Source organism: Paenibacillus sp. JT22N7 (assembly GCF_059383875.1).
The window spans coordinates 263,106-286,000 of record NZ_JBXENY010000002.1; the positions used below are offsets into that span (position 1 = coordinate 263,106).

Sequence of the window (22,895 nt, forward strand, 5' to 3'; positions counted from 1 at the left end):
GTCGAATCTGTGTTTTAAATCTAGTTCAGGAGGCGCTTTGGTGTATATTGCACATATTCGAGAGAAAGACGGCAAAATTCAAACGGTCAAAGAGCATCTGATCGAAGTAAAGGAAGGCTGTGAGCAGCTTGGAGGCAAGATTGGTGCAAGCCATCTGGCGGGACTAGCTGGTTGGCTTCATGACCTAGGTAAAAATACGACTGCTTTTAAAAATTATATCCAGCTCGCAGTAGCAGCGGCGAATGATGGGGATACGAGGGCGCCGAAAAGAGGCTCTGTCGATCATTCGACCGCAGGCGGCAGACTGGTCTATCGCAGGTACCACAAGAAAAGCACGAAAAAGACGGATAAGATGGCGGCAGAATGGATCGCCAACTGCATTATTTCCCATCATCAAGGGCTGCGGGATTTTATTGATCCGGGCAAAACATCGCCATTCTTAAAAAGAGTGGATGAAAAGAAGGAAGCAGACATTGAGCAGGGCTATGAGCAAGCCAATGCGGTTTTCTTCGAGCAGCATACCGAGGCTGAGATGGATGCGTATTTTGCCAATGCAGCAGCCGAGCTTGAACAGCTTATAGCGGTTATGCAGAAATATAAACTGCCGAGAATCACCTGTTCGCTGCTGATCAAGTACATTTTCAGCTGCCTGATTGACGCGGACCGAACCAATTCGCGGCAGTTTGAAGAGGAGGAAGCAGCGGAAGCAGCTGAGGATCATGCTCCATTTTTCAAGAGAAGCTACAAGGCTTTAATGAAAAAGCTGGACGAAATGGACGAAGCGGAGGACGCCGACCATCCGATTAACCGCCTGAGACGGGAAATGTCGCTGCAATGTGATACTTTTGCGCTTCGTCCGTCAGGCATTTACACGCTGTCCATTCCTACAGGGGGCGGGAAGACGCTGGCGAGCCTGCGTTACGCGCTAAAGCATGCGATAGAGACAGGAAAGCAGCGCATTATCTATATCGTGCCGTATACAACGATTATTGAGCAGAATGCGCAGGAGATCCGGGATATTTTGCAGGAACACGATATGATTTTGGAGCATCATTCGAATGTCATTGAGGAGTCTGATCCGCCTGAAAAAGTGGAGGAAGCCGAAGCCTATGATATCCGGCGCAAGAAAATCAAGCTGGCGAAAGATACGTGGGATCGCCCGATTATTTTTACAACGATGGTCCAGTTTCTGAATACGTTTTATGCGAAGGGAACGCGGAATGTACGGAGGCTGCATCAGCTTTCAAATGCGGTCATTATTTTCGACGAGGTGCAGTCGGTACCAATCAAATGTATATCGTTGTTTAATGCGGCGCTGAATTTTTTGCATGCCTTTGGGCGCTCCAGCCTGCTGCTTTGTACAGCGACGCAGCCTGCTCTGGATGGAGTGAAGCATCGCCTGCAATTGAAGGAAGATGCTGAAATGATCGAAAATCTGGATGAAGTAGGTCGGAGCTTTAAGCGGGTGGAGGTTGTGGATCGAACGACTCCGAGCGGCTGGAAGGCGGAGGAACTGGCGGATTTTGTGCTGGACAGGATGGATGAGATCGACAGCACGCTGGTGATATTGAATACGAAGTCGGCTGTGCGCAAGCTGTTCGCTGAGCTGGAGAAGCGTCAGATTTCAGGGGACTGTGATGCAAGGCTGTTTCATCTCAGCACAAATATGTGCGCGGCTCATCGTAAGGACGTGCTTAAAGAGCTAATAAAAGCACTCGCTGCGGAAGAAAAGGAACGGGTCATGTGCGTAAGCACGCAGCTTATTGAAGCAGGCGTCGACATCAGCTTTGAATGTGTTGTTCGCTCCCTTGCTGGTCTTGACTCCATTGCGCAAGCAGCAGGCAGATGCAATCGGCATGGGAAGGACGCGATTCGGAATGTTTATATTATAAAGTCTGCGGATGAGGTACTGACGCATTTGAAGGAGATTAGCATCGGTGCGGAGCAAACGCAGCGCATATTGAACGAGATGAAGGAAAATCTGAAGCTTTATGGGGGAGAGCTGTTATCGAAGGCGGCGATGCAGGCTTATTTTAGCTACTACTATGCCCTGATACAAGACGACATGCAGTACCATGTACAGAAGCTCGATCAGAATATTTTTGAGCTGCTGGAACTAAACAAGGGATATGCTGATGGTTACCTAGGAAAGAACGGTAAAGCTCCTGAGCTGACCAGCTTTTCGGCGTTGGCTACGGCGGAGCAATATTTTGAAGTCATTAGCAATGTGGCGCGAACGGTACTCGTTCCTTATAACGAGGAAGCGAGAGAGCTGATTCTTGACTTGAACGGCGATCTGAAGGCAGGTGAGCTTGGCGTGCTGCTGCGTAAGCTTCAGCCGTATGTCGTCAACATTTATGAGCTTGAGTTTAGGAAGCTTGATAAAAATGGTGATATTCAGCCCCTTCTGCATGGCGAGGTGCTGGCTTTAAGTGAAACGGCTTATTCTAAGCAGTTTGGTGTGGAGACAGATGGCGATGGAGAAATGTCGTTAGCGATTTTTGGGTGAAAAGAGAAAAACCCACCTAAGGGCGGGTTTTCAAATGCAAAATCATAAATTTCAATCCACGCTTTTCAGCGACAATTAAAAAAATTGTATTGGATTTGAAATCATTTATTTAAGTAAGGAAATGTATAGTTGTTTCAAGCATTCTTTTAAAATTAAGGCATGTTGTGAGGATTGTGAAATGATTTATAGCAAGCTCTTAAAGAAGAATAGAAAACTCCAGAAAAAACTTGTAAGTGCAAATAAGATCATAAGACGACAAGCTTACAAGATAAAACAGATGGAGCTTGATTTTGCTCAACAAGTGAGTGAAATTCTTCGAAAAAATTAAGAAATAATATTTGGTTATATACTTTTTTTGATGAAAACGGGCGCTGAAAACAAAAACAGCGTGTGGCAATCAAATCTGCGATACTTCGAATTTTTCATCTTCCAGCGCCCGTTTTGATATTAATAGAGTTTAGTTTATATAACCACTGGAAAGGAGGACAACCATGCGTAATCAAATCGAGTTTGAGGTATTTGGTAGCTACGCGCTGTTTACAGACCCGTTGACCAAAATCGGGGGAGAGAAGTTCAGCTATCAGGTGCCGACTTATCAAGCGCTGAAAGGGATTGTCGAATCTGTTTACTGGAAACCGACGTTGATCTGGTATATCGATGAGGTTCGTATCATGAACGTCATTCAGACGGAGTCCAAGGGCATGCGTCCGATTGAATATAATGGCGGGAATACGCTTGCCTATTATACCTACCTGAAGGATGTGAGCTATAAGGTTCGCGCTCATTTTGAATTTAATCCTTATCGGGAAGACCTTGTCTATGACCGCAATGAGCATAAGCATCACAACATAGCCAAACGCTCGGTTCAGGCAGGGGGGCGCAGGGATATTTTTCTCGGGACGCGTGAATGTCAGGGTTATGTAGAGCCTTGCGCTTTTGAAGAAGGAACAGGCTTCTATGATGACGTGCCGGAAATGGATTTCGGCAATATGGTGCATGGCATCAGCTATCCTGACGAAACGGGCAGGGAGGAACGAGAAACGCGGCTGTGGCGAGCCAAAATGTATAATGGCGTCATATCATTCATTCGGCCAGAAGATTGTACGTTGACCCGCAAGACGGGAGAAGGCGAGGTCAAGGCATTCGGTCCTGAAAATATGGAGTCGGTAGACTCGCTGCATGAACAGCTGTTTGCAGGGGAGGAGAGGACATGAGCTGGCTCGCTAATTTGAGCAGGACGTATGACAATCATGCGGAGTCTATTGGGCAGTTTGAGAAGAAAAGGAATGGGCGCGAATATGCCCTCATTCCGATCTCGCATACGACTCAGAGCGCCCATATTGAGGTGATCCTGAATGGGCAGGGAGAATTTTTGAAAGCCGAAGTCATTGTCAAGGAAGAAGCAAGTACGATTATCCCTTGCACAGAGGCCGCTGCCAGCCGGACAAGCGCACCTGTTCCGTATCCGCTGTTCGATAAGCTGGTGTACGTTGCGGGCGACTATGCAAGTTATGTAGGTGAAGTGAAAGGTACGCCACATGCAGACTATATGGAGCAACTTCGTACTTGGTGTACATCTCCTTATACCCATCGGAAGGTGGAGAGCGTCTATCGGTATTTGGAAAAAGGGACGCTGATAGCAGATTTAGTTGAATATGAAGTGCTGCATGTTAATGCTGGAGGCAAGCTGCTTGACAAGTGGAGCTCGGATATGGAAGAGAGCGGCAAAGAGAAGCCGGATATTTTTAAAGTTATTGCCTCTGAGCAAAGCTCCGCTTTCGTAAGGTTTGCGGTGCAGATTCCGGGAGATACCGAGCCGAGGCTTTGGCGAGATCGTGCGGTTCAGCAAGCTTTTATCCAATTTTATGACCAGCAGCTGGCGGAGACGGACTTATGTTATGTGACGGGAAAGCAGCTCCCTTATGCAGACAAGCATGCTTCACGTATCCGTAATTCGGGGGATAAAACGAAGCTGATTTCAGCCAATGATACGAGCGGTTTCACGTTTCGCGGACGTTTTCGTACAAGCCATGATGCGGCCTCCGTCAGCTATGAGGTTTCGCAAAAGGCACATAATGCATTGAAATGGCTCATTGAGCGGCAGTCCTTTCATCTGGATGGAAGAGTTTTTCTCGTCTGGGGGCCTGAGCGGCTTGAAATGCCAGATCCGCTGGGTGATATATTCAGTTATCTGAATGAGGAAGACGAGGAAGAAGCGGCTGGAGATGCGGCTCACAAGGAATACGCGAATGAAGTGCGGAAGGCGCTGGGCGGCTACCGCTATGATGGTGACTATAAATCCAATGTCCTTATTATGATTCTGGATGCCGCAACGCCAGGGCGGTTGTCTATTGTGTATTACCGAGATTTGAACAAGGAGCTGTTTATGGACAGATTGCTGAAATGGCATGAATCCTGCTTCTGGCGGCATCAGTACAAGAAAAATGCGCAGAACAAGTACGTTGCTTTTACCGGCGCTCCGGCTACGCGCGATATTGCTTTTGCTGCTTATGGACCACGGGCGAGCGATAAGGTTGTCAAAGGACTGCTGGAGCGGATGCTGCCCTGTATCGTAGACGGACGCCCCATTCCAATAGATATTGTGCGCAGCGCCATTAGCCGTGCGTCCAATCCTGTAGGGATGGACATGTGGGAGTGGGAGAAGACGCTGAGCATCGCCTGCGCGTTGGTCAATAAAACGAATGAGGAGAGGAGCTTTCAAGTGAGCCTAAACAAAGAATTGGACGACCGGAGCTACTTGTTTGGAAGATTGCTTGCTATTGCCGATGTATTGGAGCGCAGAGCGCTAGGCAGGGAGGAGAAGCGGGCTACAAATGCGGTGCGGTATATGAATACGTTTGCCCAGCGCCCGGGTCGCACATGGAGTGTCATTCAGTCGAATCTTCAGCCTTATCAGGCACGGATGGGAACGGACGCATGGTATCTCAACAGCTTGCTGGATGAGGTTGGAGCGAAGCTAAAGCCGGAGGAGTTTACAGATAGCCCGCTTAGCGGACTGTATTTGCTCGGATTTTATAGCCAGCGTCACGATTTATATACGAGCAAGAAGAACAAGGAAAGCGAAGCCGGGAATGGGCAGGATGGCGAGCAGGCAGATGATTCTGAGCTGGAAAATGATCACGAGACTAACGAATAGGGAGAGATTTAAATGAGCGTACTTGACCATAAAATTGATTTTGCCGTTATTTTATCCGTCCGAAATGCCAATCCGAATGGCGATCCCTTGAATGGCAATCGTCCAAGACAAACATATGAAGGGAATGGCGAGATTTCTGATGTGTGCCTAAAGCGCAAAATACGTAACAGGCTGCAGGACATGGGTGAATCGATTCTCGTACAGTCGGATGAGCGCCGTGACGACGGGCATCGTAGCATTAAAGACCGTGTAGATGCGAATGCGGATATTCAGGAGTATGCCAAGGGTAAAAAACAAAACAATGAGCTTTACGCGCAGGCAGCCTGCAAGGCATGGATTGATGTGCGGAGCTTCGGGCAGGTGTTTGCTTTTAGCGGTACCGATGTTTCTGTTGGTATTCGTGGCCCAGTATCTATTCATACTGCTGTCAGCGTTGAGCCAATCTCTATTTCCAGCATGCAAATTACGAAAAGCGTCAATTCGGTGACGGGCAAGGACCCGAACAAGAAGGGTTCGGACACTATGGGGATGAAGCATAGAGTGGATTTTGGCGTCTACGTCATCTACGGCAGCATCAATACACAATTGGCGGAGAAAACGGGCTTCACTAAGGACGATGCGGAGAAGATTAGACAAGCACTTATTTCTCTTTTTGAAAATGACACCTCATCCGCGCGCCCGGACGGCAGTATGGAAGTTCATAATCTTTTCTGGTGGAAGCACCAGTCCAAGCTTGGACAATACTCCTCAGCGAAGGTACATCGCTCCTTGGAAATTCAACTGAAAGAAGGAGTAGTCGAAGGAAAGTCGATCGACGACTATACTTGGACGATTCAGCCGCTTGAGGGCTTGGAGCCTCAAAGATATGTGGGACAATAACGAAGAAGATTTTTTAATGCTTTCTGGCATTCAGCATTTCAACTTTTGCCGGAGGCAATGGGCGCTTATCCATATTGAGCAGCAATGGGAAGAGAATGTACGTACCGTTGAAGGTGCGCATTTGCACCGCAAAGCCGACCAGCCGATGCTGCGGGAGAAGCGTGGGGACAAGCTGATTGTCCGCGCGCTTCCCGTACAATCACGGAGGCTGGGTATTTCCGGCATATGCGATGTAGTTGAGTTCGTTCGAGATAGCTCAGGTGTTCCACTGGCGGGAGAGGAAGGCTTATACCTTCCGTACCCTGTGGAATACAAACGCGGCAAGCCGAAGCGGAATGATTCCGACCGCTCGCAACTAGTAGCCCAGCTCATTTGTCTGGAAGAGATGCTAATGTGCGAGCTGTCAATGGGCTATCTCTATTATGATGAAATCAAGCATCGGGTTGAGGTGCCGGTCACTGAAGGCGACAAAGAGAGGGTCAAGCAAAGTCTGGACGAGATGCGCCACTACTATGAGCGGAACCATACGCCGAAGGCGAAGACGGGGCCGCATTGTCAGAGCTGCTCTTTGAATATCGTTTGTTTGCCGGAAATGCTGGAGCGAAAACCCGTTTCAAGCTTTATCGAAAGCAGGTCATACGAATGAAAAAGCTGCTGAACACGCTGTTTGTGACGATGCCAGATACGTATTTATCACTCGATGGCGAAAATATTGTTATTAAGCGTGACGACGAAATTGCCGGACGCTATCCGCTGCATAATTTAGAGGGAGTCTGTACCTTCGGTTATGCGGGAGTCAGCCCAGCTCTTATGGGGAAATGCGCAGAAAATAACATCGGACTGACCTTTATGACCCGCAATGGGCGTTTTTTGGCACGGGTCGTCGGTGAGGATAAAGGGAACGTTGTGCTCCGCAAAGAGCAATATCGCATTTCCGATGATGAGCGCCGAAGCGCTATTTTTTCCAGAAATATGATTTTGGGCAAAGTTTATAACAGCAAGTGGGTGGTTGAGCGTGCCTTGCGGGATCATGCTCTTCGTTTGGATACCGAGCGAATGAAGCAGGTCAGTGCTTCGCTATCGGAATCTATGAAGCTTATTCGTGGCGTGGAGCAGCTGGATATTTTGCGTGGATTGGAAGGAACGGCTGCTGTGCAATACAACTCGGTATTTGACCAGTTGATTTTGCAGCAAAAGGAGCAGTTCTTTTTCCATGGGCGAAATAAGCGTCCTCCGCTGGATAATGTCAATGCGTTGCTTTCTTTTACTTACTCGCTGCTTGCAAAAGATGTGACAGCCGCGCTGGAGTCCGTGGGACTGGATGCTTACGTCGGCTTTCTGCATCGGGACCGTCCGGGGCGAGCCTCGCTTGCGCTGGATATGATGGAGGAACTGCGGAGCGTATATGCTGACCGAATGGTGCTCTACCTGATCAACAAGAAGGTCGTTAACGGCAGCGGCTTCGTGAAAAAAGAAAATGGAGCCGTCATCATGGACGATGACACGAGGAAAGCAGTGCTCAAGGCGTGGCAGGAACGCAAGCAAGAGAAGATTATGCATCCCTATTTGAACGAAAAGATGGCCTGGGGACTCGTTCCTTACGCTCAGGCCTTATTGCTTGCGAGGCATATTCGTGGTGATTTGGACGAATACCCGCCATTTTTCTGGAAGTAGGTGAGATTGTATGCTTGTGTTAATTACGTATGATGTGAGTACATCAAGCAAGGAAGGGCGTAGAAGGCTCTCGCGAGTGGCGAAAACCTGTCTGAATTACGGTCAAAGGGTACAAAACTCTGTATTTGAATGTATTGTGGATGCGACAAAATTCCGCCAATTGAAGTATGAGTTGGAGGAGTTGATCGATAAGCAGACGGATAGCCTGCGCTTTTACAATTTGGGTGACAATCATAAAAGCAAGGTGGAGCATATTGGGGCAAAAGAAGCCTATGATATGGAGGCTCCGCTCATTCTATAGGCAAATTTTTTTTGCGGATTCTTGGTGCGAATGTGAAGCTCACATAAAAACCCTAGGGGATTCGCACCTCAGAATTTGTAGTAATTTGTCGAATTTGAGTTACTTCAAGAAAAGTCAAGGTTTGACTCAGATTTTTTTGGTATTATATTTATTGAAAAATGGGGTGATTGATGCCATGATGGGATCAATCACTTGTATTTTCGCTGTCGCACTCCGTACGGAGTGCGTGGATTGAAACCTAAGGATGCCTGAAGGTTATAACTTTTGGTATTGTCGCACTCCGTACGGAGTGCGTGGATTGAAACGATTTAATGCTCCTAAAAAGGGCAACATCGTTGTTGTCGCACTCCGTACGGAGTGCGTGGATTGAAACTGCTACTTACAACCGTCAAAACAGCGGACGTGGTAGTCGCACTCCGTACGGAGTGCGTGGATTGAAACAAATATTACTGTGACCCCTGTACAAGAAACGTTTTCGTCGCACTCCGTACGGAGTGCGTGGATTGAAACAAATACAAACCCTTGTAATCCAAGACTCTTCATGTCGCACTCCGTACGGAGTGCGTGGATTGAAACTTTGAAGTGGCTATGCTGGCCGACTGTCTTCTTTGTCGCACTCCGTACGGAGTGCGTGGATTGAAACATCACTGTTCCTGAAGTCAACAAAGTTGTAACGGTGTCGCACTCCGTACGGAGTGCGTGGATTGAAACACCTCTACAATGGAGGCCTTAAGCTCCCTTATCGTCGCACTCCGTACGGAGTGCGTGGATTGAAACTTTCCAAATCAGAAGCCGCCCCAGCCAAAGGACGGCGTCGCACTCCGTACGGAGTGCGTGGATTGAAACTTCCAAATCGATATTTTCTCCATTTTCCAACGCTTGTCGCACTCCGTACGGAGTGCGTGGATTGAAACCACAACTTGAGTCATGTCTTTACCTAGAACAATAGTCGCACTCCGTACGGAGTGCGTGGATTGAAACCCTTATGGGCTGCGACCAACTACCATGGTTCGGGTCGCACTCCGTACGGAGTGCGTGGATTGAAACGGCATTGCTGATGTGTGTTGTTAAGAACGCCTGTTGTCGCACTCCGTACGGAGTGCGTGGATTGAAACTTATGAGGACGACATAAAAGAGATTGCTAAATAGTCGCACTCCGTACGGAGTGCGTGGATTGAAACCGGAGTAATGCCGCCGTTGAAATAAATAAATCGATGTCGCACTCCGTACGGAGTGCGTGGATTGAAACAGATCCAAGTCAAAATTGCGGCGGCGAATCGTGTCGTCGCACTCCGTACGGAGTGCGTGGATTGAAACTGTGTTGCCCTCGATGCTGATTGTAAAAGTCTCCGTCGCACTCCGTACGGAGTGCGTGGATTGAAACGTAAGATTCAGAAGGCACTAGCCTTGTCACAAAGTCGCACTCCGTACGGAGTGCGTGGATTGAAACCTTAATGGGCTTGCAGCGAAGTTTGCGGAGTAAGGTCGCACTCCGTACGGAGTGCGTGGATTGAAACTGGAACACGGATCGGCGCTGTTATGAAAACTTCGTGTCGCACTCCGTACGGAGTGCGTGGATTGAAACTCATGATGCTGATAGGCACAGTGAGCTGTCACTAGTCGCACTCCGTATGGAGTGCGTGGATTGAAACACCTGTACGTGTGATTCCGTATCGAAGTATATTGTCGCACTCCGTACGGAGTGCGTGGATTGAAACTTATCGGCGAGCGTAGGTGGAATGAGGAGTCCAGTCGCACTCCGTACGGAGTGCGTGGATTGAAACTACATGCACAAATCGCAAATGCCACTCTAAAGAAGGTCGCACTCCGTACGGAGTGCGTGGATTGAAACGACAGCGGTAAAGCGGGCGACAGCGCGGAGCAGGCGCGTCGCACTCCGTATGGAGTGCGTGGATTGAAACATCGTCTACGGGGTCAGGTTGATTAACAAGGTCATGGTCGCACTCCGTATGGAGTGCGTGGATTGAAACGCGAATGGATAATCCGCAGCCAACCGGAGCAGCCGTCGCACTCCATACGGAGTGCGTGGATTGAAACTCCCTAAAGGTTAATCCGCGAACTGACGTTCTATGTCGCACTCTGTATGGAGTGCATGGATTAAAATTTTGAATTAGAGGTAGATGCGACCTTTCAAAAAAAGTCGCACTCCGTATTGTAGAAGAACAGTAAGTGTCACGGACTCAAGGTAAGATTAAAAATCAACTTAAGAGGTCATATGAAATACGCAGGACCTCGAGTAGCACAGCCTAATTTTTAGCAGTAAGACAGCGGAAAATTTCATGATAGCACGGGCCTAACGCTAGAATTTAGCGTTAGGCTTTTTTTGTTTTCAAGCTCCTTTTAGCTGGTGTTTGGAGATAGGCATAAGCAAATTTACTTATAAAAACAGTTAAATCTTTGTTATAAAACACAAAATTACAATAAAATATTGCTGTATTAGTGCCTACTATTTTGAATTGAAATTACTAGAATTGTATTAACTTTCCTGTATCAGGCGCCGATAATGATAGAAATAAAATAAAGTTAAACATATACAAATTACCATCTGAGAGGGAGAAACAAACGAATGGGTGACCAAGTGCTGAATTATGGAGATATTCGAATGACCTCCTATGAGCTTGTCCGTCTGCATGAACTGGAAGTCGTCAAAAGCGTCAATGACCATGCTTATTTAAGGTTTTCAGGCGTAATTCATGAAGAGAAGAAGGATAGCTATGTCAATCAGACTACGGCACAGACACCGGTAAAGGTGCTGCTGAAGGACAAGGGGACGGGAAAGGAAGAAGTGCTGTTCAGCGGCTTTGTGCTTGATGTGGAGGTAAAGGCGGTTCGCGGCATTTATTATATCGAGGTAAAAGCGGTCTCCTATACGTATTTGCTCGACGTGAAGCGGAATAAGCGCTCTTTTCAAAATCCGAAGCTAACATATATCGGGCTGGTGGACGCCGTCATTTCTAATTACTCCAAAGCGGATTGTATAGATGCAGCCAGCCAAGGCCAAGCGATTCAAACGATTGTGATGCAGTATGAGGAGACGGATTGGCAGTTTCTGAAGCGTATCGCTTCACGGTTTTATACGGTGCTTGTTGCTGCGGCTGAAATGAGCGCGCCGTGCTTCTTTCTGGGACTGCCAGAGGGTCAGGACAAGGGCAAGCTTGTGGCCAAGCATTATACCGCGAAAAAACGGGTTTCGGAGTATCAATATGCAGTAGAAAATGATGTGCCCGGCATTGATGATCAGGACTACACCGTGTATGAGGTAGAAAGCGAACGGCTGCTGGTGCCCGGCAACGAGGTGCTTTTCAAAGCCAGAAAGCTTGTTGTAGGGCGTGCCGTATCCTGTATGAAAAATAGTATTCTCACCCACACCTATCAGCTGTTCCCCAGAAAAGGTCTGCGGCAAAAGAAGGAATATAATCAAGCGATCATTGGTGCTTCCATTCAAGCGACGGTCGTCAAAATCAATAAGGATACGGTTCGTGCCAAGCTGGATATGGATGATCAGGAGGACCCAAATACCGATTATTGGTTCCCCTATTCCACGATTTATGCCTCGGAGGGCAACACCGGCTGGTACTGCATGCCGGAAGAGAACGACAACATTCGGATTTATTTTCCCAGCAGCAAGGAAGAAGAAGGCTACGCAATCAGCTCGGTCAAACGTGGAGCGTCTTCTGGTGCCAAAGCATCGAGCGGTTCATCAGGTTCAACAGGAGCAAGTGGATCAACAGGGGCAGCAGCTTCGCGGGCTGTTGTGCCAGCTGCCTCCGCTTCTGGCGGGGCCGAGGACGACGGCTCGGATTGGATGTCCAATTCGGACCGTAAAAGCTTTCGCACGAAGTACGGAAAAGAAATTGTATTGGAGCCGCATCAGATCGTCATTCAGGCAGGCGGCATGTCGATCGTCATCAGCGATGCGCAGGGCATCCAAATTACGAGCGATCAAAACATTAGCATAAATGCAGGCGGCAGCATGATGATGAAGGCTAAAAACATTCAGCTGTCAGCGGGCAAAATCGAGCTGAGCGGCAAAGCGAATACGATTACGCTGGGCGACAGCCTCGTCAAGGTTGACGGCGAAGAAATCAAAATGAATTAGAAGGGCGCATATGGCGATGAATAAACAGCAGGTGATCCAGCATTTTACCGAGCATCATGGCATGCCGGCGTTCGAACAGCAGATTGTGGAGCTGGAGCATTATTTTTTGCAAAATAAAGCAGGGCTGGTGGACGGTTTGATCGCTTCCTTCCGTCAGATGTGCGGACATCTGCACCTTCTCCAGCAGAATGGGCGGAAGGGGCCGATTGCTTTTATTCACTATTCGATGCTTCGCACCTCCGTTTTGGATCAGTCGTTCACTTACAAGATGGAAGGCTACTCGGAAAAATGGTACGGCGACCCCTCACCTTTCTTTCATGCTTATGATGCAAGCTGGCTATATCAAGATATCCCAATTATCCGGCAGGTGCTGGATAGGGCACGCAAAACATATATGAATCAGATTAGGGCAGGTGAAGTAGAGCGGATGGTACTCAGGCAGCTTGAAGTCCTTCATCCTTTTGTTGTCGCCATTGCGCGTATCGCTATGCCGCTAGCCATTCAGCTGCCTGAATATAAGGCGCTCATAAAGGCGCCTGTGCTGCGCGTGAGAGTCGGCGAATATATGGATTTCAGCGAGGATGTTTATGTGGAGCATCAGGAGCCGCGCGATGAGCGGGATATTCGAAATCGTCTGGAACAAGACCAGGGGCAAAGTCACAGGCAAGGACAAGGCGGTATTCAGCCGTATGACAGCTTGCGGGGGCTGGATTTGAAGGGTGTAAAGAGTAAAGCAGCCGATTTGCGTTATGTGGATTTCAGTCATTGCGAGCTGACCGATAGCGGGTTTCAGAGCTGCGCCCTTATTGGCTCGAGATGGCAGGCTTGCTCCGCCGCAGGGGCGGATTTTCAGCATTCCTTACTAACGGATGCCGACTTTAGGCATGCCAATTTGCGAGGAGCCCTCTTCGAGCATTGCAGCGGGCAGCCGTTTAAAGAGGGGCTTCACCGCTTTCCCGGACTGCTTGGCGTACAGTTTGATGGAGCTAATTTGGCAGGGGCGAGCTTTGTTGGCGCAAGGCTGGGGCGGTCGAGCTTTGAAGGCGCCAATCTGGAGCAGGCTGTTTTTTCTGCGATAGATCAGCAGCTTTTCCCGCTATCCGAGCAGCAAAGGCAGGTCATTCAATGGGTATGAGCGGGTGCGGGCGCAGTTGGAAGGGGGAGCGCAATGAGTGAGTATTTTATTTTAAAGGAAGATCAGCAGCTGGATGGTACCTTTAAGCCGCCTAGATTTGACAATGGCAAGCCTTTTGCACAGCTGCCTGCGATTTCCGTAGTGGATGTGGCGGCTCAAGGAGATGTCGAGGTGCTGGACTGGCTGGAGCGGCCAATCCGCATGGTATCTGACAAGATAAAAACGATCGCCATTAAATATAACGCCCGGATTGCTTTCAAAAGAGTGTATTTCATGAACCGGGAGCAGCAGTTCCAGCCGCTTTATTGGGCTATGCAGGTTCCGCCCATCGACGCGCTATCGGTTCAAAGCAGCTTTCATCCGGATCAGACGATAAAGCGGCTGGTGCTCGCGCGGAGCAAAATAGCAGGCCATCATATTTTTACTCTTGCGGGGGTGAGAGAGCCTTATCTCGTCCTTAGCTTGGCGGCGGCTGAGAGCTTGCTGCGCCGGGAGGCGACGGGGGTTACGCTTAACCGGGTCGAGGTAGATGAGGAGGGGCCGCATGAAGCGTTATATGGATGAACAAATATTGGATACGTGGATCAGGAAGCCTCATGCAGATACAGCGGACCGCGAGCCGCAATGGGTAGTTGAAGGCGAAGGGGGCTTTATCAGAATAGACGGACAACCATATCGCATGCAGGAGCTGCGGCTGCTGGATGGGCGCGTAAGCTTAATGCTGCCTTCCTCGTTATCGGCGATGCAAGAGTCGGGATCACTCAAAGCGCAGGTGGAGGCCAAGCAGCAGCGAAAGCATGAGCAGTGGTCATTTACCGATGAAACGAAGAGCATCGTATGTACGCTCAGTTGGTTAAAGCATGAGCTGCAGCGGCCTTACCTCGAGGGATTTGCACAAGCGATGGTCGTGAAAATCAAGCAAATGCGCCCAGAGCTGCTGCTAACGGGCGGCGGCATGCTTAAGCCGGAGGCACATGAAATCGCCTTCTACGAATGCCTTCTTCCAGAAGGAGAGAAGTCCGTTTATCAGGTTGTAGGGATGACCGTGTTTGCCGGGAGAGTGTTGATGAGCAGCTTTCAATTTCCGCTGCGCGAGGTAGAGCTGTGGCAGCAGCTGGCCCATGCGGCTATCTCGACGCTTAAGCTGGCGGAATCATCATAGAACGGATGAGGAAAAGGCGAGGGGGAGTAGGACATGATGTTTACGATGCTGCTGCAAGCGCTTATGAACGGCATGCTGGAGGGCGAGCATTTTTATGTAGTCAGAGGGGCCGTATTAAAATGCAGCGAAGGCTCCGATCCGGGTGTGCTTAATTTGCCGACCTCCCATGGCGTCTATATTAAAGACCAGCCTGCCTTGCATGTGATGGATGCCGTTCCAATCGACAACATCAGCCATTTTGGCTTTTGCAAAAAAACGGGCGGTGTCTGCGAGCCATTGACCTGCGGGCCATGGACAGATGGCAAGAAGGATGTGCTTATCGACGAGCAGCCCGCACTGCTTAGTAAATCCCAATTAATGTGCATGACTGGAGGCACCATTACGATCGATCAGGATGGGCAGCTGTAGCCATTGAAGGGCGCTGAGGGGGATGATGATGAAGGAAAAGCAAGCGGAGGAAACAGCGGCAGATTACAAGGATCTGCGCTTCGTGTGGCCCTATGGCAAGCTGCGGCTAGAGCAGCTGGAAATCATTCATGCATTTGGGGAGCATGGCAAATTAATTGTAGTGGGTACCGTAGCAGAGGAAAAGGAAGATGAAATTATAACCCATGCATCGGCAAATGATCATATCGGGGTGTACCGGGTACTCAAGGATGGCAGGAAGCAGCCGCTCTTTCTTGGACAGCTGCATCATGTCGAGCTGCATGCCGCAAGGGATGGGGTTCGTGTGCAGCTTGAAGTCTTGTCCCATACCTATGATTTTGATACGCGCCGAAAGAAGCGTTCTTTCCAAAGCACAGATCATACATACAATGAGATTGTATGGTCTATTGTACGCGAGTATGGGCGTGGAGACGTTATTGATACGGCATTTGGGAAGAAGAAGACGGGTAAATTTTTGATGCAATATGAGGAGACGGATTGGGAATTTCTCAAACGCTTGGCTTCTCATGTTGGGGCGGAGCTGGTACCGGATATTGCGGCACATAAACAGCAGTTCTGGATTGGCATTCCGGATGGCAAGGCTCCGATTGAGCTGGAAGGCCATCCCTATGAAATCAAGCGGGAATTAGCGCCTTATTTAGAACGGGAAATGAACCATGAGTCTGGCGGGCTAGAGCAGCATTATACGTCCTATCGGTTTGAGTGGGGGAAGCTGCTCCAGCTTGGCGATGAGGTGAAGCATAACCATGTCACCTATTTCATTACGAAGCGGCATGGATGTCTGAAGCATGGGCTGCTTCAGTGGAGCTATGAATGTGCGCTGCCAGAGGGCTTGAAAAAGCGCAAACTGCATAATCTGGCGATCATTGGAGCTTCTATCAATGGCAGCATTATCGACGTGGAGCGCAATCAGGTCAAGCTGCATCTGGAGATGGATAGCAAGCAGGATGCAGGAGAAGCGCAGTGGTTCCCGTATTCAGCGGAAGGGAATCAGGTGCTGTACATGCTGCCGGAGAAGGGGGCAGCGGTTAAGCTCTATTTTCCAAGCGCAGATGAGGATGAGGCGATTGTAACCCATGCGGTGCGGATGAAGGCGGAAGGAGCACAGCAGGAGAAAAGCCACAAGACGATGGCCGATCCGGGTGTTAAGTCATTTGGCAATCCGCAGGGCAAGGCCTTCAGCCTGGGGGACAGCGAGCTGCATATGACCGCGCAAGAGGGAGCGCTGTTCATTTCGCTGAACAAGTATACGGGTGTGATGCTGAACAGCTCGACGGCTGTACAGATTCAAGCCGCTGGCTCGCTGAATCTAAGCGGCGGTTCGATTGAAGTAAGCGGTGAAGAAAGTCTCTACATTCAGACGGCAACGGAGTCGATCGACTTAGGGGAAGAAGTGAATGTAAAGGGAAGCGAGATTGAGTTAAAAGCAAGTGTGACGAAAACGTATGAGCGAATATTAAGCCCGTTTGAGCAACAGGTGCAAGAAAAGGGAATCAAGCGAGTGGCGGCTGAGCGGATGATGGAAAACCAACTGGCGCGAGGCAGTGGGGAATTAAAGGCGCTAAAAAATGAAGCGTTGGAGCTTTGGGATTTGGCGGTAGATGCAGCGGATATCTTAATTAACTCGGATACGGTGTACGAGTGGGTGAGCGGTAAAGAGGCCGCGCCGCTGGAAGAACGCAATGATCTGATGAAAGGATTTTTACAAGCGGTAGATTATGGCATGGAAACGGTGACGCTGCAGAAATCGGGAGGAGAGATCTGGAGCGATATCACTTCCGCTGCCACAAGCTTTGTACAGCCGATCGTGGACATGCCTACTTTTAATCCGATGATGTTTAATCCGGCCTTTATATTAGTCCCGAAAAGCATGACGCTGAATCCAACCGAATTGCTCTTTCAAACGAAAGAGGAGAGCGAGGAAATCGGACAGAAAACGATGGAGGGCTATATTCGCATTGTGGATGCGGGCACGATGGTTTTAGGTGCAGCGGGAGCGACGAAGTCCCTTGCCAAAGGGGTGGGCAAAGGCGCTAAGAACGGGTATACGGATGGAGGAGATGGCCCAGAGGGGAAGAAGGATAAAGATGGAGAAGGGAAGCCGCTTCTCACAGATCAAATGGACGAAGCAGCCGCGGCAGCATCAAAGGACGGGAAGCTAAAAACGAACGCGTCCACGCTGGAAAAGCTATTGGATGAGCTGGAAAAGGAAGGTATACTGGTAGAAAAACTGCGTAATGCTGTGCTGGAAATGCTGCCTTTCCGTGTAGTTGTGAAGCAGACCGCCGATGGCTCGAGGTTCTGGCAGATGATGAGCCAAGCGGAATATAGGCAGATGACGCGGATGGATGGCGATGGTGGCGGTAAGCATGGTCCTGAGGGGAATAAACTGGGTACTGGTAAGGTTGGAGATTTTAGTGACATAGAGGGAGCGTCGATAGATGAAATATTATCTCGAATACCTACAGATGCAAAGAGACGTGAGTTATTTCCAATTGAAGGAAAAGTGATGGAAGGTTTCGAATATAAATGGGTAGAAGATGGGCAAACAATACGTGTTCGTGTTCATGGTCCTGACTCATCACCTGATATTCCAGCAGGGAGTAATGCTGCTAATGGTTGGATAGTAAGAATTCAAAAAGGTAAAAAATATTTTGATCCTGTAACAGGTGAATATCAGCCTCCCGGCATATCAAACCCTGCTAGCGAGTTTTATAATGAAGATCTTATTAACCGTACCCACATACCTATTAAATCTCCTGACTAAGTAGGAGAAGAGTGGAGGATGAAGAAATGAAACTAGTTGAAAAATTGAATTCTATATTTTCAATGGACGATGAGGTTGAGAAAGAAAATGCAATCGAAGCAATAGGGGATATTTTAGAATATGGAGGTCTGGATACCAACGAGATAATTGAAGGCGTTAATTCATTAATATCATATGTAGTTTTAGAGAAAAATGATACATTAAAAGAAAGTATTCTACATACTATTAATAACGCTATAGTCTATCAGAATGTAGCTGCTGAAATCTCATTGGATGTATTTATTCCTTATATATCATCATTGAAAGTAGAGTATCTGACGTATGTAATATCGTTCTTGGGCTTTTCAGGGAATCATAAGTATGTACCAATTTTAGAGACATTTTTAATTCATCCTAGTAAAGAAATACAAGAGGCAGCTAAAGAGGCGCTTTCTGAAATTAAATATAGGAATTCTAATATTAAAGAGTAATGATGAGTTTTCTTTATTATAGCAGGGTCATAAAAACAACTAACAACAGGCATGTTAAGAGATATAGTTTTTAAGAGTTCGGTGAACATAGTGGGAGGGGGATGTATTAAGATTAAGTACGGATCTATTTATCCATTACCAGATAATACTTTACTATTTGACAGATTGTCAAGCCAAGTGCGACACTTCAACCTGAAAAGCTTCGTGTGCGGTTTTCCATCCTAGACACTTTCGAGGACGGTTATTAATAAAGAACAACGCGCACGCTAATTCTTCTTCTGTAACGTCTGCGAAATCATAGCCCTTAGGAAAGAACTCTCTTAGCAGTCCGTTCGCATTTTCATTCGTGCCTCGCTGCCAAGAGGAATAAGGATCGGCAAAATACACCTTCATGCCATGCAAAGCAGTTAGGCGTTCGTGGCAGGCAAACTCTTTACCACGATCAACGGTAGCCGTTACGAAGGCCGTTGCCGGGATCGATAGGACAGCCTGTTTATAAGCCATCTCCATGGAAGAGGCTGTACGATCCTGCATTTTAATCGCGTGGTAGAACCTTGTTTTACGCTCAGCGAATGTAGCTACGCAGGCTTTGCTTTTTCCACGACTAGAAACAACCGTATCCAGTTCCCAGTGCCCAAAGGTCTCACGCTTACGGATCTCTTTGGCGCGCTGGTGAATGGACAACCCGATTGTAAAACGTCCGCGCTTCTCCAGCGGTTGACGACGTTTCCCTTTATGCCTTAGAAAGGCTGTATTTCCTTTAACAAGCCTTCCTTGGTACAGCCATCGGTAGATCGTTTTATGGCATACACGAAGATGAGGCTCGTCCCGTTTCATCCTGCCTTCAATCTGTTCAGGCGACCAGGTCTCTGCGAGCTTCATCGTGATGTAACGTTGCCTTTCAGCATTCCATTTACCCGAAGGTTTACAACGGGCTCGCTTGGTTATATACGATGTCTGGGCTCGATCTGCACAGTAAGACTCTTCTGTTCCTTGACGCTTGAGCTCACGGGATAGGCTGGAATGATGACGCCCGAGCTTACGTGCAATCGCTCTAGCCGACCATCCCAATTGATGGAGTAATTCTAGCTGACTTCTCTCTCTTGTGGTAAGATGTTGGTAGCTCATGGCTGATTCTCCTGTGTAGGGGTAGTGTGGTAACTTCATTCTACACACGAATCGGTCATGGGTCATTTTTATGTGTCGCACTTCATATTACAATCCGTCATTTGAAAAAGCGCGTAAATGGAGAATTAAATTACCAGAGGCGTATAAACAATTTATTACATAATATAATGGTTCTTCTCCTGAAAAAGATAGCTTTGTATGTAACGGTCATAGTTACACGATTGATAGGTTTTTGTGTATACTAAAAGTAACTGGGGATAGGGATAATGAGTTCTATGATATTGGTGTAGTTAGAACCCAGTTGGATGAAAGGATTGTTTCAGATGAAGATTTAGTAGGCACTGAATTGTTACCGATAGCGGTTTTATTTGCAGGTGATTTTGTGTGTTTAGACTATCGTAATAATGCTAAAGAGCCTTCTGTATGTGTTTGGAATCATGAAGAATCGACAGACGTAGAACCGGTCACATATTTTGCGAGTGCGAGTTTCGAAGAGTTTCAAGCAATGTTAACTGAATAAAAATTAGGGATGCTCAGACTCCTTACCGATATTCATATAAGCTTATTTACAACCCCAACTATAAACAACAAGCCAAAAACTAAAAAACTCGATAAACTTGCAAAAGCTTATTCCAACTTGAACCATGAGTTAGGAATGAGCTTTTTGTTATACTGTTGAAAAATAAAATCCGCCCTGATTATGATTGGAAGTAAGATTGAGGTAAGCGGTGAAGAAAGTCTCAACATTCAGACGGCAACGGAGTCGATCGACTTAGGGGAAGAAGTGAATGTAAAGGGAAGCGAGATTGAGTTAAAGGCAAGTGTTTCATGAAAAATAAAATGGAGCCGTTATCATGGACGATGACACGAGGAAGAGGTGCTTAAAGCGTGGTAGGAACGCAAGCAGGAGAAGATCATGCACCCCTATATGAATTAAAAGATGGCTTGGGGGCTCGTGCCTTACGCCCAAACCTTATTGCTTGCGAGGCATATTCGTGGTGATTTGGACGAATATATGCCATTTTTCTGGAAGTAGGTGTTCATATGCTCGTATTAATTACGTATGATGTGAGTACATCAAGCAAGGAAGGGCGTAGAAGGCTCTCACGAGTGGCAAAAACCTGTCTAAATTACGGTCAGAGGGTACAAAACTCCGTATATGAATGTTTTGTAGATGCGACAAAGTTTCGCCAATTGAAGTATGAATTGGAGGAGCTAATCGATAAGCAGACGGACAGCCTGCGCTTCTACAATTTGGGTGATAATCACAAAAGCAATGTGGAGCACATCAGTGCAAAAGAAGCCTATAATATGGAAGCGCCGCTTATTCTATAAGCGAAAAAATTTTTGCGGATACATGGTGCGAATGTGAAGCTCCCATAAAAACCCTGGGGGATTCGCACCTCAGATATTGTAGAAAATTGTCGAATTTGAGTTGTTTTATGCAAAGTCAAGGTTTGATCCAGATTTTTATAGTATTATATTTATTGAAAAATGGGGCGATTGATGCCATGATGGGATCAATCACTAGTATTTTCGCTGTCGCACTCCGTACGGAGTACGTGGATTGAAACATTGATATTACATTCAAAGGGTAATTCGTGCCTTAGGTCGCACTCCGTACGGAGTACGTGGATTGAAACGACTGAACTAATCATTTGCAAAATCTGTGAGAAGGGTCGCACTCCGTACGGAGTACGTGGATTGAAACAGTTTGATAGACTTTAATCGGGGTGACTAATATCCGTCGCACTCCGTACGGAGTACGTGGATTGAAACAATAGGGCTGCTGTTTACTGTGAATTTTATAGAACGTCGCACTCCGTACGGAGTACGTGGATTGAAACAGGTCATTTACCGTAAGAGGCGCCAACGTTTTATTGTCGCACTCCGTACGGAGTACGTGGATTGAAACCCAAATAACATCTTGATCCCAATCTAACTCAATTCGGTCGCACTCCGTACGGAGTACATGGATGGAAACTTTTATGTACTTATAGGGAGATGAATATTGATGGTCGCACTCCGTACGGAGTGCGTGGATTGAAACATAAGCGGGCTGGCGAACACCATGCCTGAACTCAGTCGCACTCCGTATGGAGTACGTGGATTGAAACGTTATATGCCTTCAACCAAAAGCTTTTGTCTTCCGTCGCACTCTGTATGGAGTGCGTGGATTGAAACTGCAGCTCTATGTCAAGCTCGATGAGCTTTCGGGTCGCACTCCGAACGAAATACGTGAATTGATACGCCTCCCGAACGACTACAAATCCGAGTTACTAAGCGCACATTCATTTAAATTGAAAAAAACAGGCTGCTTCCGCGTCGTATCATCCACGCGGAAGCAGCCTATTTATACTAAAAGCCTCTACTTATTCCACCGTCATCGTCTTCTTCAAAAGCTCCTTCATCATCTGCGCAGCCTTCACCTTGACGCTGAGGCAAGGTGAAATTTCCACGGAGTAGCGACCGCGTTGCAGCTCTTCGCGCAGCTCGGCGGCGGTGCGGCATTCCCGCTCCAGCACATTCCATACGCTGCCGAACTGGAGCGGCTGATGGGAGTCGCTGCCTGCGCAGGCGGGCAAGCCGATTTCAGCCGCAAGCTGGCGAACCTGATCGGCCATGGCGGGTCCATATTGATACAAGTCCTTCGCGTTAATGTCCAACGCGTGAAGCCGCAGCAGCTGCTCGGCCGCGTACTGCGTGAGCGGATTGCTCTCCCGCATCGGATGCGCGCCAATCCGCAGCACAGGAGCATCCTCCGTACGATCCATCAGCTCGGTAAAGGGGATAAAGCTGCCTTTTTCCGCATAGGGCTCCAATTGCTGGCGCAATTCCCGCAGGTACAAGCGATTGCCTATGATTAAAATATGCCCGCGCTCTGCAACATCTACCTCCATGCCCGTAAACACCTTCAGTCTATTCACATCATAATAATCGTCCTGATAGGCGAAGGCTGCGTCAAGCTGATCCAGCATATCGGTATAATTCAGCGTGTTAAAATGCTCGGTCAACGCAATGGCGTTTAGACCATTTTCAATTGCTTCAGCCGTCATGGCGGCGAAATAGTCGAGCGAAAAATGTGTTTTTTTCGATAGCTTGCCGTGGGTGTGCAAATCAAGATTCATCATATAGCTGAGGTCTCC

The 22,895-nt window shown here is 47.9% G+C and carries 17 protein-coding genes, 2 pseudogenes and 2 CRISPR repeat arrays; of the genes and pseudogenes, 17 read left to right on the top strand and 2 right to left on the bottom strand.

Annotated features, from left to right (window positions below; genetic code table 11):
• Positions 1-40 precede the first annotated feature (40 nt).
• The 14 genes from cas3 to AC50Y5_RS05925 all read left to right on the top strand — a co-directional run bounded on the left by cas3 (position 41) and on the right by AC50Y5_RS05925 (position 18,621).
• The gene (cas3, locus tag AC50Y5_RS05860) at positions 41-2,509 is read left to right on the top strand and encodes a CRISPR-associated helicase Cas3' (RefSeq protein WP_494859124.1); all 2,469 of its coding nucleotides are present in this window, start codon (positions 41-43) and stop codon (positions 2,507-2,509) included.
• A 491-nt stretch (positions 2,510-3,000) separates the two neighbouring features.
• Positions 3,001-3,723, top strand: coding sequence for a type I-C CRISPR-associated protein Cas5c (gene cas5c, locus AC50Y5_RS05865; RefSeq protein WP_056034657.1), 723 nt, complete (start codon positions 3,001-3,003; stop codon positions 3,721-3,723).
• Positions 3,720-5,666, top strand: coding sequence for a type I-C CRISPR-associated protein Cas8c/Csd1 (gene cas8c, locus AC50Y5_RS05870; protein WP_494859126.1), 1,947 nt, complete (start codon positions 3,720-3,722; stop codon positions 5,664-5,666). The genes cas5c and cas8c overlap by 4 nt, the downstream gene beginning before the upstream one ends.
• A gap of 12 nt (positions 5,667-5,678) precedes the next feature.
• Positions 5,679-6,545 carry a type I-C CRISPR-associated protein Cas7/Csd2 gene (gene cas7c, locus AC50Y5_RS05875; RefSeq protein ID WP_056034664.1) on the top strand — a complete coding sequence of 289 codons (867 nt, stop codon included), beginning with the start codon at positions 5,679-5,681 and terminating at the stop codon, positions 6,543-6,545.
• Entirely contained in the window at positions 6,532-7,191 is a 660-nt protein-coding gene (cas4, locus tag AC50Y5_RS05880) for a CRISPR-associated protein Cas4 (RefSeq protein WP_494859129.1), read from the top strand. The genes cas7c and cas4 overlap by 14 nt, the downstream gene beginning before the upstream one ends.
• A complete protein-coding gene (cas1c, locus tag AC50Y5_RS05885) occupies positions 7,188-8,219 on the top strand; it encodes a type I-C CRISPR-associated endonuclease Cas1c (RefSeq protein WP_494859131.1) in 1,032 nt (343 codons plus the stop codon). Before cas4 ends, cas1c begins: the two co-directional genes overlap by 4 nt.
• A gap of 10 nt (positions 8,220-8,229) precedes the next feature.
• Positions 8,230-8,520 carry a CRISPR-associated endonuclease Cas2 gene (cas2, locus tag AC50Y5_RS05890; RefSeq protein ID WP_056034675.1) on the top strand — a complete coding sequence of 97 codons (291 nt, stop codon included), beginning with the start codon at positions 8,230-8,232 and terminating at the stop codon, positions 8,518-8,520.
• 205 nt (positions 8,521-8,725) lie between these two features.
• A CRISPR array of direct repeats spans positions 8,726-10,645; the repeat unit is 33 nt; unit sequence GTCGCACTCCGTACGGAGTGCGTGGATTGAAAC.
• 462 nt (positions 10,646-11,107) lie between these two features.
• Complete coding sequence (locus AC50Y5_RS05895; protein WP_056034678.1) at positions 11,108-12,640, top strand: type VI secretion system Vgr family protein; 1,533 nt, start codon at positions 11,108-11,110, stop codon at positions 12,638-12,640.
• A 10-nt stretch (positions 12,641-12,650) separates the two neighbouring features.
• Complete coding sequence (locus AC50Y5_RS05900) at positions 12,651-13,775, top strand: pentapeptide repeat-containing protein (protein WP_494859133.1); 1,125 nt, start codon at positions 12,651-12,653, stop codon at positions 13,773-13,775.
• 33 nt (positions 13,776-13,808) lie between these two features.
• Positions 13,809-14,339 carry a hypothetical protein gene (locus AC50Y5_RS05905; protein ID WP_056034681.1) on the top strand — a complete coding sequence of 177 codons (531 nt, stop codon included), beginning with the start codon at positions 13,809-13,811 and terminating at the stop codon, positions 14,337-14,339.
• On the top strand, positions 14,320-14,937 hold the full coding sequence (locus tag AC50Y5_RS05910) for a hypothetical protein (RefSeq protein WP_056034684.1): 618 nt from the start codon (positions 14,320-14,322) through the stop codon (positions 14,935-14,937). The genes AC50Y5_RS05905 and AC50Y5_RS05910 overlap by 20 nt, the downstream gene beginning before the upstream one ends.
• Before the next feature lie 33 nt (positions 14,938-14,970).
• Entirely contained in the window at positions 14,971-15,345 is a 375-nt protein-coding gene (locus AC50Y5_RS05915; protein WP_235533137.1) for a DUF4280 domain-containing protein, read from the top strand.
• A 22-nt stretch (positions 15,346-15,367) separates the two neighbouring features.
• Entirely contained in the window at positions 15,368-18,151 is a 2,784-nt protein-coding gene (locus tag AC50Y5_RS05920) for a polymorphic toxin type 30 domain-containing protein (RefSeq protein WP_081418776.1), read from the top strand.
• A gap of 26 nt (positions 18,152-18,177) precedes the next feature.
• Complete coding sequence (locus tag AC50Y5_RS05925) at positions 18,178-18,621, top strand: hypothetical protein (protein ID WP_056034690.1); 444 nt, start codon at positions 18,178-18,180, stop codon at positions 18,619-18,621.
• Positions 18,622-18,789: 168 nt separating this feature from the next.
• Here the strand turns inward: AC50Y5_RS05925 and AC50Y5_RS05930 are convergent, their stop codons facing one another.
• Positions 18,790-19,749, bottom strand: coding sequence for an IS30 family transposase (locus AC50Y5_RS05930; protein ID WP_494859136.1), 960 nt, complete (start codon positions 19,747-19,749; stop codon positions 18,790-18,792).
• Positions 19,750-19,924: 175 nt separating this feature from the next.
• Here AC50Y5_RS05930 and AC50Y5_RS05935 point away from each other — a divergent pair.
• The 3 genes and pseudogenes from AC50Y5_RS05935 to cas2 (AC50Y5_RS05945) form a co-directional block, all read left to right on the top strand.
• Positions 19,925-20,269 (top strand): annotated as a pseudogene (locus tag AC50Y5_RS05935) (SMI1/KNR4 family protein); the annotation flags it as partial.
• 319 nt (positions 20,270-20,588) lie between these two features.
• A pseudogene (locus tag AC50Y5_RS05940) lies at positions 20,589-20,785 on the top strand (subtype I-C CRISPR-associated endonuclease Cas1); the annotation flags it as partial.
• Between the two features lie 8 nt (positions 20,786-20,793).
• A complete protein-coding gene (cas2, locus tag AC50Y5_RS05945; protein ID WP_056034693.1) occupies positions 20,794-21,084 on the top strand; it encodes a CRISPR-associated endonuclease Cas2 in 291 nt (96 codons plus the stop codon).
• A gap of 206 nt (positions 21,085-21,290) precedes the next feature.
• Positions 21,291-21,999: direct repeats of the CRISPR family, unit length 33 nt; unit sequence GTCGCACTCCGTACGGAGTACGTGGATTGAAAC.
• Positions 22,000-22,121: 122 nt separating this feature from the next.
• Here cas2 (AC50Y5_RS05945) and AC50Y5_RS05950 read toward each other — a convergent pair.
• Positions 22,122-22,880 carry a PHP-associated domain-containing protein gene (locus AC50Y5_RS05950; protein ID WP_494859139.1) on the bottom strand — a complete coding sequence of 253 codons (759 nt, stop codon included), beginning with the start codon at positions 22,878-22,880 and terminating at the stop codon, positions 22,122-22,124.
• Positions 22,881-22,895: the final 15 nt, after the last annotated feature.